The organism is Acidobacteriota bacterium, assembly GCA_028874215.1.
Classification (GTDB): Bacteria; Acidobacteriota; UBA6911; order RPQK01; family JAJDTT01; genus JAJDTT01.
Genome location: JAPPLF010000109.1, coordinates 1 through 15,826 on the forward strand (window position 1 = coordinate 1; position 15,826 = coordinate 15,826).

General features: G+C 66.5%; 9 protein-coding genes. 3 read left to right on the plus strand and 6 right to left on the minus strand.

The annotated features are described in order from the left end of the window. Nucleotides 1-7: 7 nt before the first annotated feature. The 6 genes from OXT71_22420 to OXT71_22445 form a co-directional block, all read right to left on the minus strand. Nucleotides 8-1,243 (minus strand): integrase arm-type DNA-binding domain-containing protein, encoded by a 1,236-nt coding sequence (locus OXT71_22420; protein MDE2929152.1) that lies wholly within the window; start codon nt 1,241-1,243, stop codon nt 8-10. 195 nt (nt 1,244-1,438) lie between these two features. After that, nucleotides 1,439-3,058, minus strand: a complete 1,620-nt coding sequence (locus tag OXT71_22425) for a hypothetical protein (protein MDE2929153.1) — start codon at nt 3,056-3,058, stop codon at nt 1,439-1,441. Beyond that, entirely contained in the window at nt 3,055-4,545 is a 1,491-nt protein-coding gene (locus OXT71_22430; protein ID MDE2929154.1) for a DUF1501 domain-containing protein, read from the minus strand. Before OXT71_22430 ends, OXT71_22425 begins: the two co-directional genes overlap by 4 nt. Nucleotides 4,546-4,550: 5 nt before the next feature. Continuing rightward, entirely contained in the window at nt 4,551-7,703 is a 3,153-nt protein-coding gene (locus OXT71_22435) for a PSD1 and planctomycete cytochrome C domain-containing protein (protein MDE2929155.1), read from the minus strand. A gap of 282 nt (nt 7,704-7,985) precedes the next feature. Beyond that, nucleotides 7,986-8,360, minus strand: a complete 375-nt coding sequence (locus OXT71_22440) for a hypothetical protein (GenBank protein MDE2929156.1) — start codon at nt 8,358-8,360, stop codon at nt 7,986-7,988. A gap of 153 nt (nt 8,361-8,513) precedes the next feature. After that, entirely contained in the window at nt 8,514-9,866 is a 1,353-nt protein-coding gene (locus OXT71_22445; protein MDE2929157.1) for an SH3 domain-containing protein, read from the minus strand. A gap of 158 nt (nt 9,867-10,024) precedes the next feature. Between OXT71_22445 and OXT71_22450 the strand changes: the two genes are divergently transcribed. The 3 genes from OXT71_22450 (at nt 10,025) to OXT71_22460 (ending at nt 15,611) form a co-directional block, all read left to right on the plus strand. After that, a complete protein-coding gene (locus OXT71_22450; GenBank protein ID MDE2929158.1) occupies nt 10,025-12,940 on the plus strand; it encodes a PSD1 and planctomycete cytochrome C domain-containing protein in 2,916 nt (971 codons plus the stop codon). Between the two features lie 16 nt (nt 12,941-12,956). After that, entirely contained in the window at nt 12,957-14,402 is a 1,446-nt protein-coding gene (locus tag OXT71_22455) for a DUF1501 domain-containing protein (protein MDE2929159.1), read from the plus strand. 78 nt (nt 14,403-14,480) lie between these two features. Next, the gene (locus tag OXT71_22460) at nt 14,481-15,611 is read left to right on the plus strand and encodes a M20/M25/M40 family metallo-hydrolase (protein MDE2929160.1); all 1,131 of its coding nucleotides are present in this window, start codon (nt 14,481-14,483) and stop codon (nt 15,609-15,611) included. Nucleotides 15,612-15,826 lie beyond the last annotated feature (215 nt).

The window sequence follows — 15,826 nt, forward strand, 5'->3', positions numbered from 1 at the left end:
CGGCGGATCAACGGAGCCGGCCGGCCACCCGTTCCGGACTCTCGCCAGCCAGATAGCTCGCCCAGTCCTCCATGAGCCGACGCCGACGCTCGAACAGGTCCGTGCGCCGGTACGCCGCCTCGACCTTGTTCTTCACCACATGCGCCAGCGCCGCCTCGACCACCTCGCGAGGATGATCCGTCTCCTCGGCCGCCCAGTCCCGGAAACTCGACCGGAACCCGTGCGGCACGGCGGCGATCCCGTTCCGGCGCAGCAGCTTGCGCAACCGGCCGGAGCCGAGCGGCTTTCCGCCCCTTCGGGCGAAGATCAACCGGGTGGCTCCATGATCCAGCGTGCGTGCCTTCTCCAGGATCTCATTCGCCCGGCGGCACAAAGGCACCCGGTGCGCCCGTTTGGTCTTCATGCGGATTCCGGGAACCGTCCACATCCCTTGCGCCGGATCGATCTCCAGCCACTCGGCCCACCGCACCTCGCCCCACCTCGCCGCCGTGAGCACCAGGAACTCGAAGGCCAGCAGGGACACGGGCATCGCGTTGGAGGCCCGCACCTTCCGGAGGGCCGCCCCCACCTCGCGATGCGGCAAGGCCGGCATGTGCCGCACCACGTCGTCCTGTGCTCCGAGCACCGACACGACCCGGTCGCAGGGGTTGTCGGTCCGGTATTCCATCACCACGGCCCACTCCAGGACCGTGCGGATGCGCTGTCGCACGGTCCGGGCCGTGCGCGACTTCACGTGCCAGATGGGCACGAGGATCTCCAGGACGTCGCCGCTGGTCACCTCCGAGACCGGCATCCGGCCGATGTGAGGAAAGGCGTAGCGTCGAAAGCTCGCCATCCAGTCGTGGGCCTGCCTTTGATTGCGCCAGCCGGACCGCTTCTGCTCCACCACCCGCTCGGCGGCTTCGGCGAAGGTGGGCATGTTGTGCGTGCGGCGTCTCTCGGTCAGGGGATCCCCACCTTCGCGGGCCAGCTTGCGGTTGGCCCGCGCCTTCTCGCGGGCCTCGGCCAGGGACACCAGTGCCACACCGCCGAGTCCGAAGTCGCGGCGGCGGCCGCGGATGACGAGGCGTTGGATCCAGCTTCGTGCTCCGTTAGGCTTGACGAAGAGGTAGAGTCCGTTGCCGTCGCAGTGTTTGCCCGGTGGGGCGGAGCGCACGAAAGCGGCGGAGAGCGCCTTGTGGGGGTGGCGGCCCTTCGGCTTGGTCTTCCGGGGCAAAAGGGGAGCACTGATTACATCACCCATTACACCATAATAAACGGGATAGAGATGGATATCAAGGGACGTCAGGGGAGGAAGAAACGGGGTGAGAACAGGTCTAAACTAAAGAAAAACAACCACTTAAAATATATTCCGGGATCTCTTGGGATATCTCTGGATTCAATGGGTGTGTTGCCGTCCCCACCCCCCCTTCGGCGACAGGAAAGTCGCCGCTCCTCCTCAATCCTCGTAATCCACCAGGATCTCGACGCTCTTGAGAGCGAGCGGGCTGGCGACCTGGGGATTCCGGGCCCGGACGGCGGCTCCGATTCGGTTCCAGCCCTGCTTGAGTTGGGGAGGACCGGCGGCGAATTCGAGCCAGGTCTCGGTGAAGAAGACGTGCCGCGTGTGGGGGGCCCCCATGGGTTGGCCGTTCAGGGTGACCTCCAACCGGTCCAGGGGAGTCAGTTGGTCAACCAGAAGGCGGACCGTGGCCGCTTTCAGGACGCCCTCCCGGGCGGCCGCTTCCAGGTCGTCCGCCACGTCCAGGGAGATCTCCACGGCATCCCCCGCCTTGGCCAGGTCGAGCGGCAGCCGGCCGGCTCCCCAGGTCTTCTGATCCGCCAGGTAGTGCTTGTCCTTGCGGCCGATGGCCTGGGGGTCGCCCAGCTCCTTCCACGGGAGGCGGTCGTATTGCCGGTCCCGGACCACCTGCAGGTAGTGGTTGTTGAACACGAAGATCCCCTGGGCGCCGGCCCGGTAGTGGGCCGCGGCCACGGCGCGGCACATCTCGGCCGTGTAGTAGTCCTTCTCGTTCCAGATCAGCTTCGCCGAGAGGGGTCTGGGCTGCTGGAAGAGCCCCAGTCCCTGGGCCACGACCTGGGTACGGGTCCCCCGAGCCGCCTCCACGTACTCCTCCACAGGGAGGCGATGCTTGTTCCCCGGCTGGTAGCCAACGATGAGGATGTCCAGCAGACCCTTCGAGAGCCAGCTTCTCACGTCCATGCCCTGCGCCAGGGCCTCGTCCAGCGAGCCGGGCACTCTGACCGAGAGGGAGAGCCGGTGGCCCACCCGTTCCCCTTTTTCGTCCAGCGCCCGGCGGAGGTCGCCCAGCAATTCGGTCAGCAGGGGCGCACCCTCCGCTTCCCGGCCTTGGGGAAAGAGAAAGGGATGCCGGCAGAAGTCCCAGTCCAGCCCGTCCAGGTCGTAGTTCCCGATGGCCTCCCGGGCCAGAGCCAGCTTGTATTCCCGGACCTGGGGCAGAGCGAAGTTGTAGGCCGTCCTGCGGGAGCCTTCCTCACCCAGGAGCCAATCCGGATGCCGCCTCTTGACAGGCGACATGAGAGGGTCCTCCAACCCGCCCTCCAGGCGGCTGTCGTGGACGTCGTTGACCCGCATGCAGACGAAGACCTCCAGTCCCGCCCGGCGCCCGTGCTCCACCACCACGGCGACGGGATCGGTTCCGGCCTCCATCAACCGTTTCGCGTTTTCGCGAATGCGCCAGAGTCCGGCGCTGTGGAAGGAAGGGTTCTCCACCCCCCAGATGGAGCCCACGTCCGTCGGGTGCGAGTACCAGTCCGAGAGCCTGTGGGACGGGGTCCCCAGGTAGGGGTCGGTTCCCAATTGCCAGAAAAGCGTGTTGATCTGCGTGTCCCGTAGCGGTTCGATGGCCAGCTTGACCAGGCCCTCCACCCCGATGGGAGCTTCCAGCACGGGACCCGCCACCGATCCCCCGTCGTTGGAGAGGATGAAACGGGTTTTGCCGCCGGGCTTCGCCCCGGGTTCCTCCGGGGCGGCGCAACCCGCCAGCAGGATTGCGGCGCCGGCTGCGGCCAGGAGGCGGCGGCAATAAAACCTCATGCCAGCAGCTTCGCGACCACCTCGCCCCCCACGTCGGTCAGCCGGAAATCCCGGCCCTGGAAGCGATGAGTGAGGCGGACGTGATCCAAACCGAAGAGATGCAGGATGGTGGCGTGGAGGTCGTTGATGTGAATCGGATCCTCGACCGGGTTCCAGCCGATGTCGTCGGTCCGGCCCAGCACCTGCCCTCCCTGGATGCCGCCGCCTGCCATGAACATGGAGAAGGCGAAGGGGTGGTGGTCCCGGCCCGTGTTCGGCTCCCGGCCCACGCGGTTCTCGCCCAGGGGAGTCCGGCCGAACTCGCCTCCCCAGATCACCAGGGTCTCGTCCAGCAGCCCCCGCTGCTTGAGATCCTTCAGCAGGGCCGCCACCGGCTGATCGCACATCATGCAGTTGAAACCCAGTCCGCTGTCCAGGTTGCTGTGGTGGTCCCAGGAAGCGTGATAGATGCTGACGAAGCGGACGCCCCGCTCCACCAGGCGCCGGGCCAGCAGGCAGTTCCGGGCGTAGGTCGAGAAGACTCCCGGACGGTAGCCCCGGCTGGGCTTGTCCTTCCACTTCCCCTCGGTCCGGTTCACGCCGTACATCTCAAGCGTCTTCTCGCTCTCCCCGCTGAGGTCGATCAGTTCGGGAGCCGACGACTGCATGCGGAAGGCCAACTCGTAGGAGGCGATCCGGGAGAGGATCTCGGGGTCCCGGGTCTGCCGGAAACGCTCCTCGTTGAGCTGCCGGAGCCGGTCCAGTCCCAGGCGCTGGCACTCGTGGGGGAGTCCCGCGGGATTGGTCAGGTTCAGGACCGGGTCGCCCTGGTTTCGAAACAGCACCCCCTGGTAGTTGGTGGGCAGGAATCCGCTGGTCCAGTTGGAGGCGCCGCCGCTGGTTCCCCGGCCGGCCGTGAGCACCACGTATCCGGGCAGGTTCTCCGACTCGCTCCCGAGGCCGTAGTTGATCCAGGAGCCCATGGAGGGCCGTCCGAAGGTGGGCACGCCCGTGTTCATCATGAGCTGTCCCGGATGGTGGTTGAAGGTGTCGGTATGCAGCGACCGGACGAGGGCGATGTCGTCGGCGCAACCGGCGATGTGGGGCAGCAGGTCGGAGATCTCCATGCCGCACTCGCCGCGTTTTCGAAACTTGGCTCCGGAACCCTTCAGCACCGCCGTCTCCTTGCGGATGAAGGCGAATCTCACCTTCTCCAGCAACGATTCGGGCATGGACTGGCCGTCCAACTCGTTGAGCTTGGGCTTGGGATCGAAGAGGTCCAACTGGCTGGGCGCGCCCGCCATGAAGAGGAAGATGCAGGACTTGGCCTTGGGTGCGAAATGGGGCTGCCTGGGGAAAAGAGGATTGGCGATGCCCGCGTCGGGCTTCGCCTGGAGCAGCCCCTCCCGCGCCAGCAGGGAGGCCAGGGCCGCGGTCCCGAGGCCGCTGGCCGAAGTGGTGAGGAAGTCTCGGCGGGAAGCCGGCAATCTGTTTTCCGGAGATTCCATGGTCGTCACTCCCGGGTCAGGAACTCGTCCAGGTTCAGGATCATTCGGCCGGCGGCGATCCAGGCGGCCGTCTCGGTGGCCGGCGTCCCGGCTTCGGACCCGGCGAATTCGGCGGCCGCCTCAGGGTCTTGCTCGAAAGCGCTGCGGTGCTCGGCCAGCAACTCGCGAACGATCCCGGCTTCCCGGGGGCTCGGGTCGCGGGCCAGCGCCAGGCGAAACGCGAATCCGATCCGATCGGCGTCCCCGGAGGGGGCCTCGGCCAGAATCCTCCGTCCCAGCGACCGGGCGCTCTCGACGAACAGAGGTCCGTTGAGCAGCGTCAGGGCCTGAAGCGGAGTGTTGGAACGGATCCGGCGGACGCAGGAGGTGTTGGAATCGGGACTGTCGAAGGTCATGAGCATGGGGTACGGAACGGTCCGCTGGAAGAAGATGTAGAGGCCCCGGCGATACTGGTCGGTCCCGGTGCTCACGGGCCACTCCGTCCCGCCGTATCCCAGATCGGCCACTCCCGCCGGCAGCGGCGGGTAGACGCTCTTGCCGCCGACCCGCGGCTCCAGCAGCCCGGCCACGGCCAGATAGAGGTCCCGCGTCGCTTCCGACTCGACGCGGAAACGGTTCTGCCGGGCCAGGAGCAGATTCTTGGGGTCCTTTTCCATGAGTTTGGGACGGACGTGGGAAGACTGCCGGTAGGTGGCCGACGTCGTGATCAATCGGATCAGGTCCTTGCGGCTCCACCCGCCGGCCACGAACTCCTTGGACAGCCAATCCAGGAGCCGGGGATGAGACGGTTTCTCGCCCCGGGTGCCGAAGTCCTCGCTGGTGGCCACCAGTCCCCGGCCGAAGAGGTGCTCCCAGAGGCGGTTGACCTCGACCCGGGCGGTCAGGGGGTGGGCAGGATCGGTCAGCCAGAAGGCCAGATCCAGCCGGTCCGGATTCTCGCCGCGAGGTTCGAACGGCGGCAGGACGGAGAGGGTGTTGGGCCGGACCTCCGCCCCCGGACTCAGGAAGTCTCCCCGCAGGTGAATGTGGGTCCGGGGCGGGTCGGGGTTCTCCACCAGTGTCTGGGCCATGGTGCCCGGAGGACGGGGCCGGGCCCGGCGGTGTCCCTCCAACGCCGCCAGGCGGTGCCGGACTTCGGGGTTCAGGTCCACGTAGTAGTCCAGGACGGCGGATTGCTGCTCCGGACTCCGTTCCCCGGCAGGAACCGCCAGGGCCCGCTCCACCGGCATGGGGAAGACCTGCTTCAGGTCCTTCCGCGGCGCCTGCGTCACGTAGGCCCTCAGGGAGCCGATGTTGTGGCTCCCGCCGTGGAGCTGCTCCAAGGTCAGGGTGAGTGACGATCCTCCATAGCGTCCCAGGCTCTGAGAGGTCACGAAGACCGCCTGTTGGTCCCGGTTGGGTCCCAGGGGACCCTTCACGCCCCAACCGGTCTTGGGGTCTCCATCGACGGCCTTCTCGATCTCGAACCCCTTCCGGGAGGTGCCGGCGAAGACTCTCTCCACCGGAATCGCGGTGGGTTTGACCGGGTCGGAGAGCCGGGCGTCGCCGATCTTGAACTCGGAGAGGACGAAAGCTCCTTCCGGCGATCGTCCGGGACCGCCCGAGGGCAGGGACTCGTGCGTCGGAAAATCGAGCCGGACGGCATTGATTCCCCGGACCTCGATGTTGGCCACCAGAGTGTATCGGTCCTTCCTGGGGTTGTTGCCGGTCACCAGCAGCGCGCCGGCGCCGTCTTCGCTGAACTCGGCGCCCCCGGCGGCGACGTAGCCGGACAGGTCCAGCGGAATCCACTCCACGGGAGTGTGGTCCAGACCCTTCTCCCAGAGGGCCACGTCCCGGGACCCCTCCAGCTTCTCCTTCAGCACCGAACGCTGCTCCGCCAGGGCGGCCAGCAGCTTCTCATGCTCCCGCTCCCACTGCCGGGTCGCCAACCGGTAGGCCACCTGTTCCCGGGGGAGCGGGGCGGGGATGTTCTTTTCGACTCCGGTGTTGAAGAAGGAGAAGAGTTGGTAGTACTCGCGGTGCGAAATCGGGTCGTACTTGTGGGAGTGGCACCGGGCGCAGCCCACGGTGAGGCCCATGAAGACCAGGCCCGTGGTGTCGGTCCGGTCCACCACCTGCTCCACCCGGTACTCCTCCGGGTCCACGCCCCCCTCGGTGTTGGTCAACGTGTTGCGGTGAAAGCCGGTGGCCGTCTTCTGCTCCACGGTGGCGTCCGGCAGCAGGTCGCCTGCCAACTGCTCCACCACGAACTGGTCGTAGGGAAGGTCGCGGTTGTAGGCGTCGATGACCCACTCGCGGTAGCGCCAGGCGTGGGGCCTGACCTTGTCCTTCTCGAAGCCGTCGCTGTCGGCGTAGCGGGCCAGGTCCAGCCAGTGGCGGGCCCAGCGCTCCCCGAAGTGGGGCGACGACAACACCCGGTTGACCAGCCGCTCGTAGGCGTAGGGACGCCGGTCGTCCAGGAAGCGATCCTGTTGAGCCGGCGTCGGAGGGACGCCCAGGAGATCCAGGTAGAGTCGCCGAATCAAGGTGGACCGGCCGGCTTCGGGAGAGGGCTCCAGCCCCTCGCTGCGCAGCCGGCGCAGCACGAAGGCGTCGATGTCGTTTCGAATCCAATCACGGTCCGCGATCCGTGGCGCCGGGTCCTGACGAACCGGCCGGAAAGCCCAATGGCCTCCGACGCGAGCCGCTTGGGCTGCTGCTTCGTCCGGAGTTCGGCGGTTGGAAACCGCCGCTCCCCAGACCGCCCCTTGATCGATCCAGGCCCTCAGGACTCCGACCTGCTCCGGGCTGAGGGGCTCCCCGTCCAGAGGCATCTTCAAGTCGTCCAGACCCGCCACCAGCCGGATCAGACGGCTGCCGGCGCTGTTCCCCTCCAGCACCGCCGCGCCCTTGTCCCCGCCTGCCAGCAGGTCCGGACGGGTGTGCAGCCGGAGTCCGCCCATGGCCATGGCGGGTCCGTGGCACTTGAAGCAACTGGCCTCGAATATGGGAAGGACGTCGGTCTGAAAGTCGACCGTGCGGTCCGCGGCAGGCGCCATCTCCGCCGCCTTGGCCCCCGTCCCCGCGGTCCCCGGCACCGCGGGCAAGGTCGGCAGCGCGGCCAACCCCGCCATGGCGACGACGAAACGGCAGGCCGTAATCCAGAATACTCTCAAGGTTCCGCTCCTCTTGTTTTCGACCATTCTATATTGTTTGGACGCCGACTTTCGCGTTTTCCCGGATCGCGCCGTTTGGGATATCAGGAGATCCAGGACGGCGGTGCGGAGATTTCCGATCGCCCATTCCTCCGTGTTTGGGGAGCCCGTCCGGGATGTTATTCTTGAATCTACGAGGAAACGATGGCGCCTGAACTTGCCCAGTGGATCACTCCCGCGATTTTCGTTTCCGGATTCTTGTACCTGGTCCGTTCCATCCGTTCCGTACGCGGCGAGTTGCGGTCAGACGTGGGCGAATTGCGGTCGGACGTGGGCGAATTGCGAACGGATTTCAATGACTTGCGTGACCGGGTGGATCGTCAGATCGGCGATCTCCGCGACCATGGGGATCAGCAGGTCGGCAATCTCCGCGATCACATGGATCGGCGCTTTGGTAAATTCCGCGACCACATGGATCACCAGATCGGCGACCTCCGCGACCACATGGATCACCAGATCGGCGACCTCCGCGACCACATGGATCACCAGATCGGCGACCTCCGCGACCATGGGGATCGGCAGGTCGGCGACCTCCGCGACCATGGGGATCGGCAGGTCGGCAATCTCCGGGATCATATGGATCGGCGCTTCGGTGAATCCCGCGACCACGTGGATCACCAGTTCGGAGATCTCCGCGACCGAATGGGGCGGGTCGAAGGGGCTGTGGATGTGCTGCGGGATTTCCTCGTCCGCAATGGCCGCGGCACCGCCGCTTGAACTCGACGCCGGCCCGGATGGCCGGACCTGACCGGGCGCCGCGGAATCGAGCGCCTACTCTTCTCCCAGCAGCGTCAACGAGTCGATGCGGTCCAGCAGATCGCCCCTGCTCCGTGACAACGTCCTGATCTCGATTCCCGGCGACAGACCGGTGATGACCGATTTCGCGATCAGGAACCGCCCCGAGATCGACTCGTCTTTGGCAGCCGTCCGCAGTCCCCAGATGGTGTGAAACGCCACCGGGGAGCCCCGGAAGGCTCCGAGATAGAGCATGACGTGGCCCCGAATGTTCAGCAGCGTGCGGAAGGGGACCGCCGTTTCCAGAATTCGCTTTCGTTTTTCGTCCGGGGAGAGTTCCGAGATATCCACGACTCTCCCCGCGGCTGCCTGGTTCCTGGAATTGCGCGGCAGGGGAAGGCCGAAGGGCAGAAAGATGTCCAGGACCGTGGAGGAGCAGTCCCGGTGTCCGCCCAGCCCGCCCCATCCGTAGGGCTGGCCCATGATCTGGTTGATCAGCTCGGCCAGCCGGTTCTGGGAGAACGGAAATGGAATCGGCGCGGCGTCGTCCTCCGTCAGCCGGATCTGCGACAGGGCCGCCCGGCGGCTCTCGTCGGCCACGGGAGCCAACAGGCGGACGACGCCCGTTCCGGCTCCGTCCACCAGGGGCAGCAGCATCCCGACCCGGCCCTCGAAGAGGAACCCGCCGGGGTCCCCGGAAATCGGGATCCGGTCGCGGCGCAGGGCGGCCAGGCGGGGATGCCGGTAGGCCGCCATGAATTCCTCGTCGACGGTCGCCACGTCCCGCGCATCGATCCAACCGCAGGTGTAGGGCGATTCGGCGCCCACGAACCGTCCGTCCCCGGAAACGTGCGTCAGCAGAAGGGGCGTCCCCGCCCAGACGGCCGAATTCTGGTTGTAGTCGAACGGGTATCCTTCTCCCGCCTCGCGGAAGTCGAAATAGAACGGTTCGGACGAAGGCAGAGCGCGCAGGGAGGTGTTGCGGACGGCGATCCCATATCCGGACCGGCTGGGATACTCGTCGAGCCGCGCATTGGCCACGACGGCTTTTACCTGCGAGGCGGAGAGCCGCAGCAGATTGGGGCCGAAGACCGGCTTCCCGGTGAACGATTCGGCGGCCCAGCCGAACATGGCCTCCGTGCAGACCCCGGGCCCGGTCCGCTCCCAGGGCCCGTACCAGTAGGCTTCGAACTTCTCCAGCCGGTCCTCGTCGGCTTCCAGGATGGGACGGTCTCCGCTCTCGGTAAAGATGGCGGCGTCCTGGGGAATCCGGACCAGGTCGCGGAGGGGCCCGGTCGAGATCAGGGGAACCCGGACCGGTGTGCAGGCGGCGCCCCATGCCAGGGCCAACGCCATCATCGATCCGGCCAGCGGCGCGAGCTTTCTCATGGCGGGAACCAACCTAGCACAGGGGGGGCGACTTCCCGGCCGCCCGCCGGAACGGCGGCCGGAGGGTCTCCGGACGCCGCTCCCGAAGTTCCTTCCTCATCTTCGGTTGCCCGGAAAGCGTTTTCCGGTGTAGGTTTGAAACCAGCGAGAAGACGAACATGGTACGCAATCTCTGGCTGACGCCGTTGGCCTGCCTGATCCTCGGACCGGCTTTTCCGGCCTCCCGGTCCGATGACTCCGACTTCGAAAGGGACATTCTCCCCATATTCGAAAGGACCTGCCTGCAGTGCCACAGCGGCGCCTCTCCCCAGGGGGAACTCCATCTGGACAGGCTCGAGTCCATGTTGGCCGGAGGGAAGTCGGGCCCCGCCCTGGTGCCGGGAGCTTCGGACCGGAGCCTGCTGGTCTCCAAGCTGGTCTCGGGCGCCATGCCTCCGGGCGACGTCAACCTGTCCCGGGAAGAGATCGGGGCCATCCGGCTCTGGATCGACGGACAGTCCGCGCACGCCGCCGGCGTGGCGTACACCGAGAAGGACGTGCTGCCCATCTTCCAGATGCACTGCGTCAACTGTCACGGAAAGGCGAAGCAGGAGGCGGGACTGGACCTGCGGACCCGCGCCGCCCGTCTCCGGGGAGGCGAGTCGGGTCCGGCCATCGTCCCCGGCGACCCGGGCCGGAGCCTGCTCTATTCCCGCATTATCTCTCAGGAGATGCCTCCCCTGGACGAGATCCGGCCGCCCACCACGGCCGAGGTGGAAGTTCTGAGGCAGTGGATTCTGGCCGGCGCCCGCGACGACCCACCCGGGACGGAAGCCGTAACGGACCGTTCCCTGGCCCCTGAAGACAGGGAGTTCTGGTCCTTTCGGTCCCCCCGGCCACCGGCGCTGCCCCGGGTCCTCCACCCGGAACAGGCCCGCAATCCCATCGACCTCTTTCTGCTGTCACGGCTGGAGTCCAAGGGTCTGGGCTTCTCTCCCGAGGCCGAGCCCCTGGTCCTGTTGCGCCGGGCCTACCTGGACCTGACCGGGATGCCTCCCACCTCCCGGGAAGTATTGGACTACCTGGAGGACCGGGAGCCGGGAGCCTACGAGCGGCTTCTGGACCGACTGCTGGACTCTCCCGCCTACGGAGAGCGCTGGGCCCAGTATTGGCTGGACCTGGCCGGATACAGCGATTCGGAGGGAATCGTCGACGAGGACAAGGTCCGCCCCCATGCCTGGCGCTATCGCGACTACGTCATCCGGGCGCTGAACGGCGACACTCCCTACGACCGTTTCCTGACGGAGCAACTGGCAGGCGACGAGTTGGTGGACTACAGGAATCAGGAGAGGGTCACCCGGGAACTGGTGGATGTCCTGGCCGCAACCGGGTTCCTGCGGCTGACCCCCGACGGGACGTACAACCAGCCCAACCGGTCGCTCCAGGACAAGATGGACATCATCGCCGACGAGCTTCAGGTCCTGGGCTCGTCGGTCCTGGGCCTGACCATCGGTTGCGCCCGCTGCCACGATCACAAGTACGATCCCCTGAGTCAGCGCGAGTACTACAGCCTGGCCGCCATCCTCCAGACCGCGCTGGACCCCTACGACTGGCGTCCGCCTACGGAGAGGGTCCTGCGCGTCGCGTTGGAGGCGGACCTCAAGGAGATCGAGGCCCACAACGCCCCCCTCCAGGTCAAGCTCCGGAACCTGGAAAAGGAGTTGGAGGACAAGGCCCGGCCCTACAAGGAGAAGTTCCGGAAGGAGGCGCTGGCCGCCCTTCCTCCCAACCTGCAGGCGGACCTCAGAACCATCGCCGAAACGCCGAAAGGGAAGGGGTCCAGCCTGCAGCGTTTTCTGGCCCGGAAGTTCAAGGAGGTCGTGGAACCCACTTACGCCGCCCTCGGCGACGAGTTCCCCGAGTTCAAGGAGTCCGCGAGCCAGTTGCAGACGGACATCGAGCACATCAAGAACTCCAAATACGGTTCGGAGACCAACTTCCGCGACAAGACCAAGTACCGGACCCTGCCCGGCATCCGGGCGCTCTACGACATGGGAGGAGACCCCTCCCCCGCTTATCGCCTGAACCGGGGCGAAGCCCGGTCGGTGGCGGAACGGGTGTACCCCGGCGTGCCCCGCGTCCTGTCCGGCAACGGATTGGAGCCCTACCGGCCGCTGCCGCCGCCTGGCCGGGACACCAGCGGAAATCGCCTGGGCCTGGCCCGCTGGCTGACTCAGGAGGGGCACCCTCTGACGTCGCGGGTCCAGGTCAATCGGATCTGGGGACATCACTTCGGCCGCGAACTGGTCACCACCCCGGGGGACTTCGGCCGGACCGGGTCCCAGCCGTCCCATCCGCGGCTCCTGGATTGGCTGGCGGCCGAGTTCGAGGACCGGGGGTGGAGCATGAAGGCCATGCACCGGCTGATCATGACCTCGGCGGCCTACCGGCAGACGTCCCGGGTCGGTCCCGGAGCGAGCCAACAGGACCCGGACAACCTGCTCTTCTCCCGGATGCCCCTGAGGCGGTTGGACGCCGAAGCCATTCACGATTCGGTGCTGCGGGTGACGGGGCGCCTCGACCCGACTCTCTTCGGAATCCCCGTTCACCTGAAGGAGGAATCCAGCGGCGAGGTGGTGCCCGAATCGACCCCGGGCGGGTGGCGCCGGGCCGTCTACGTGCTCAAGCGGCGGCGCATGCCCGTCTCTTCCCTGGAGGCCTTCGACTATCCGGTGATGATCCCCAACTGCGGCCAGCGCCGGCAGTCCAACGTCCCGTTGCAGGCGCTCCAGCTCGTCAACGGAGAGCTGATGCGCGGCCACGCCCGCTACCTGGCCGGGCGGCTCATGGACCAGTCTCCGGGAGACATGCCGGGGCAGATCGAGGGCCTCTACCTGGAGGTCCTGGGCCGTTATCCCACATCCGGGGAGAGCCGGCGCATCGAAAAGTCGCTGCAGCGCCTCGAGCGGGAGTGGCGCAGCCACCTGGAACGGAAGAACGATCCGGCGCCGCGGGGCCCCGGGGCCCGCTGGTCGGCGCTGAGCTCGGTGGCCCTCACTCTCCTCAATTCGGCGGAGTTTATGTATATTGACTGACCGGGCGAGACATCCCATGACCCACTTCGGAACGAAATTCCGCGGCTCCCGGCGGGACTTCTTCTCCCGTCTCGGCGACGGAGTCCACGGCGCGGCCCTGGCCTGGCTTCTACAGAAGGACCTTCCGGGTTCGCCGGGCCCCGGCCAGGGCCGGCCCCGGATCGACTTGACTCCTCTGGCCCCCCACCGCGAGCCGAAGGCCAAGTCGGTCATTCACCTGTTCATGAACGGCGGCCCCAGCCAGGTCGACCTCTTCGACCACAAGCCGACCCTGGCTCGAATGGCGGGAGGCGCCGCCCCCCGCGACCTGCTCAACCAGATCGAGAACATGGATCAGGTGGGCACTCTGATGCCGTCCTACTGGGAGTTCTCCCGGCACGGGAAGTGCGGGATGGAGCTGTCGGAGCTCCTGCCGCATACGGCCACCATCGTGGACGACATCACCCTGGTCCGGTCCATGTACAGTGAGCACTTCAATCACGAGCCCGCCATCAACCTCTTCCACACGGGCCGGACCATTACCGGCCGCCCCACCATGGGGGCCTGGGTGACCTACGCCCTGGGCACCGAGAACCAGAACCTGCCGGGATATGTGGTTCTGGAAGACAAGAACCTCCCGGTCAATGGAATTCAGAACTGGCAGGCGGGCTGGTTGCCTCCCACGTATCAGGGCACCCGGTTCCGGGAGAAGGACCCGGCCGTGCTCAACCTGAACCCCAGGGAGCGGCTGCCCAACCCTCTGATCGAAGCTGAACGGTCGTTGTTGCGCAGCCTGGACCATTCCCATCGCATGGAACGTCCGTGGCAGCCGGACCTGTCCGCCCGGATCTCCTCCTACGAACTGGCCGCCCGCATGCAGCTGGCCGCCAGCGACGCCCTGGACCTCTCCCAGGAGAGCGAGGCCACCAAGGAGATGTACGGCCTCAACAACGAGGCCACCGCCTCCTACGGGAGACGCTGCCTGCTGGCCCGGCGGTTGGTGGAGCGGGGCGTGCGCTTCGTCCAGATCTTCATCGAGTACCAGATCTGGGACAATCACCATAGCTTGAAGGAGAAACTGGAATACTGCTGCCGGAAGACCGACCAGCCGTCCGCCGCCCTGGTTCGCGACCTGAAGCAGCGGGGGCTGTTGGACGACACGCTGGTCGTCTGGGGAGGGGAATTCGGCCGCATGCCCATCTCCCAGGTTCGGGACGGCGGCGCCGCCGGCCGGGACCACGGTCCCGACGGCTTCAGCCTCTGGATGGCCGGGGGGGGAGTCAAGGCCGGATACGTCCATGGCGCCACCGACGACATCGGCCACAAGGCCGCCGTGGACCGGGTCAGCGTCCACGACTTTCACGCCACCTTCCTGCACCTGCTGGGCCTGAACCACCGGGACCTGGTCTTCCGCCGCCACGGCCTGGAGGAGCGCCTCACCGATCAGTACCCGGCCCGGCTGGTCCATGAGATCCTCGCCTGACCGAAAGTCAGAAGGAAAGAGAAAAGAGGCGCCGCCGGGCAGACGCTGGCGCCGCCCGATCGATTTGGAGAAATTCGCATGAAGCTCGACCCTGTTTCCCTGACGCGGGATCTCGTCGCCATCAAATCGGTCAGCCGCTGGAGCAATGCCCTGATCTCCGACCTGGTGGAGGAACGGTTTCGGGAGCATGGCTTCGAGACCGAACGCCTGGACTACGTCGACGAGAACGGGGAGACCAAGGTCAGCATCGTCGGCCGGAAGGGATCGGGAACCGGAGGCCTCGCCTTCTTCTCCCACACCGACACGGTGCCGGGACAGGAAGAGGACTGGGACCCCTACGACCCGGTGTTGGGCAACGGAAAGATTTCCGGACGGGGGTCCTGCGACATGAAGGGCCCTCTGGCGGCCACCATGGCCGCCGCCGCCGCCGTCGACGAAGAGGAACTGGAGCAACCGGTCCTGGTCATGGCCACCGCCGACGAGGAAGTGGGCGGAGGCGGAGCCAAGCAGGTCGTCCGGGAATCGCGTTTCTTCAGCGAATCGCGTCCCCGCTACGCCGTGGTGGCCGAACCCACCGAGTTGTGGCCGGTCTACGCCCACAAGGGCGGGGTCCTGGTCATGGCCACGGCCCGGGGGACAGCCGCCCACACCAGCACCGATCTGGGCACCTCGGCGAATTTTCTGATCGCTCCGTTCCTGGCTGAGATGGCCGAGCTGGCCAAGGAGGTGAAGCAGGACCCGCGCTACCGGAACCAGGACTTCAATCCCCCCACCAACGGTTTCAACATGGTCTTCGACGACGGCGGCACCCGTCCCAACGTGAGCGCGGCCCGAAGCACCTGCCAGATCGGGTTCCGGCCCATGCCCGGCGACGAGAGCCGGGACTTGATGGAGATCGTCGCCGGGCGGGCCCGGGCCCATGGGCTGGAGGTGGAGACCAGGTACAAGGGTCCTTTCTACGTTTCTCCAGGCGCCGGCCTGGTGCAACTGGCCTCCCGGGCCAGCGGCGGAAGGAAGCCCAAGACCGTCCCCTACGGAACCGACTCCATCTGGATCAAGGACCAGGTCGACGAGCTGGTGGTCCTGGGTCCCGGCAATATCGCTCAGGCCCACACGGTGGGAGAGTGGATCTCCATCGGACAACTCGAGGAGGCCGTGGAGATCTATCGGCGGATGATCCGCGAAGTCTGTGGGGCGGCGGTTTCCTAACCGCCGAATCTTGGATCGGCCGGTTTCCTAACCGCCGAATCTTCGAGTGCCGGTTTCCCAACCGCCCGATTCCCCCCGTTCTCCGATGTCAAATGAATCGGCGGCTAGGAAACCGCCGCCCCGCCCCGCTCCGCTCCTCCACCGTTCATCAATTGTTAACCTGAACTTCCAGCCTGCCTGACCGATATTTTCGCTTCAAATCATTGATTTGAAAA

Bases quoted from the DNA above. Each gene is read 5' to 3' on its own strand.
- OXT71_22420 (MDE2929152.1), bottom strand. From the start codon at position 1,243: ATGGGTGATGTAATCAGTGCTCCCCTTTTGCCCCGGAAGACCAAGCCG.
- OXT71_22425 (MDE2929153.1), bottom strand. From the start codon at position 3,058: ATGAGGTTTTATTGCCGCCGCCTCCTGGCCGCAGCCGGCGCCGCAATC.
- OXT71_22430 (MDE2929154.1), bottom strand. From the start codon at position 4,545: ATGGAATCTCCGGAAAACAGATTGCCGGCTTCCCGCCGAGACTTCCTC.
- OXT71_22445 (MDE2929157.1), bottom strand. From the start codon at position 9,866: ATGAGAAAGCTCGCGCCGCTGGCCGGATCGATGATGGCGTTGGCCCTG.
- OXT71_22450 (MDE2929158.1), top strand. From the start codon at position 10,025: ATGGTACGCAATCTCTGGCTGACGCCGTTGGCCTGCCTGATCCTCGGA.
- OXT71_22455 (MDE2929159.1), top strand. From the start codon at position 12,957: ATGACCCACTTCGGAACGAAATTCCGCGGCTCCCGGCGGGACTTCTTC.
- OXT71_22460 (MDE2929160.1), top strand. From the start codon at position 14,481: ATGAAGCTCGACCCTGTTTCCCTGACGCGGGATCTCGTCGCCATCAAA.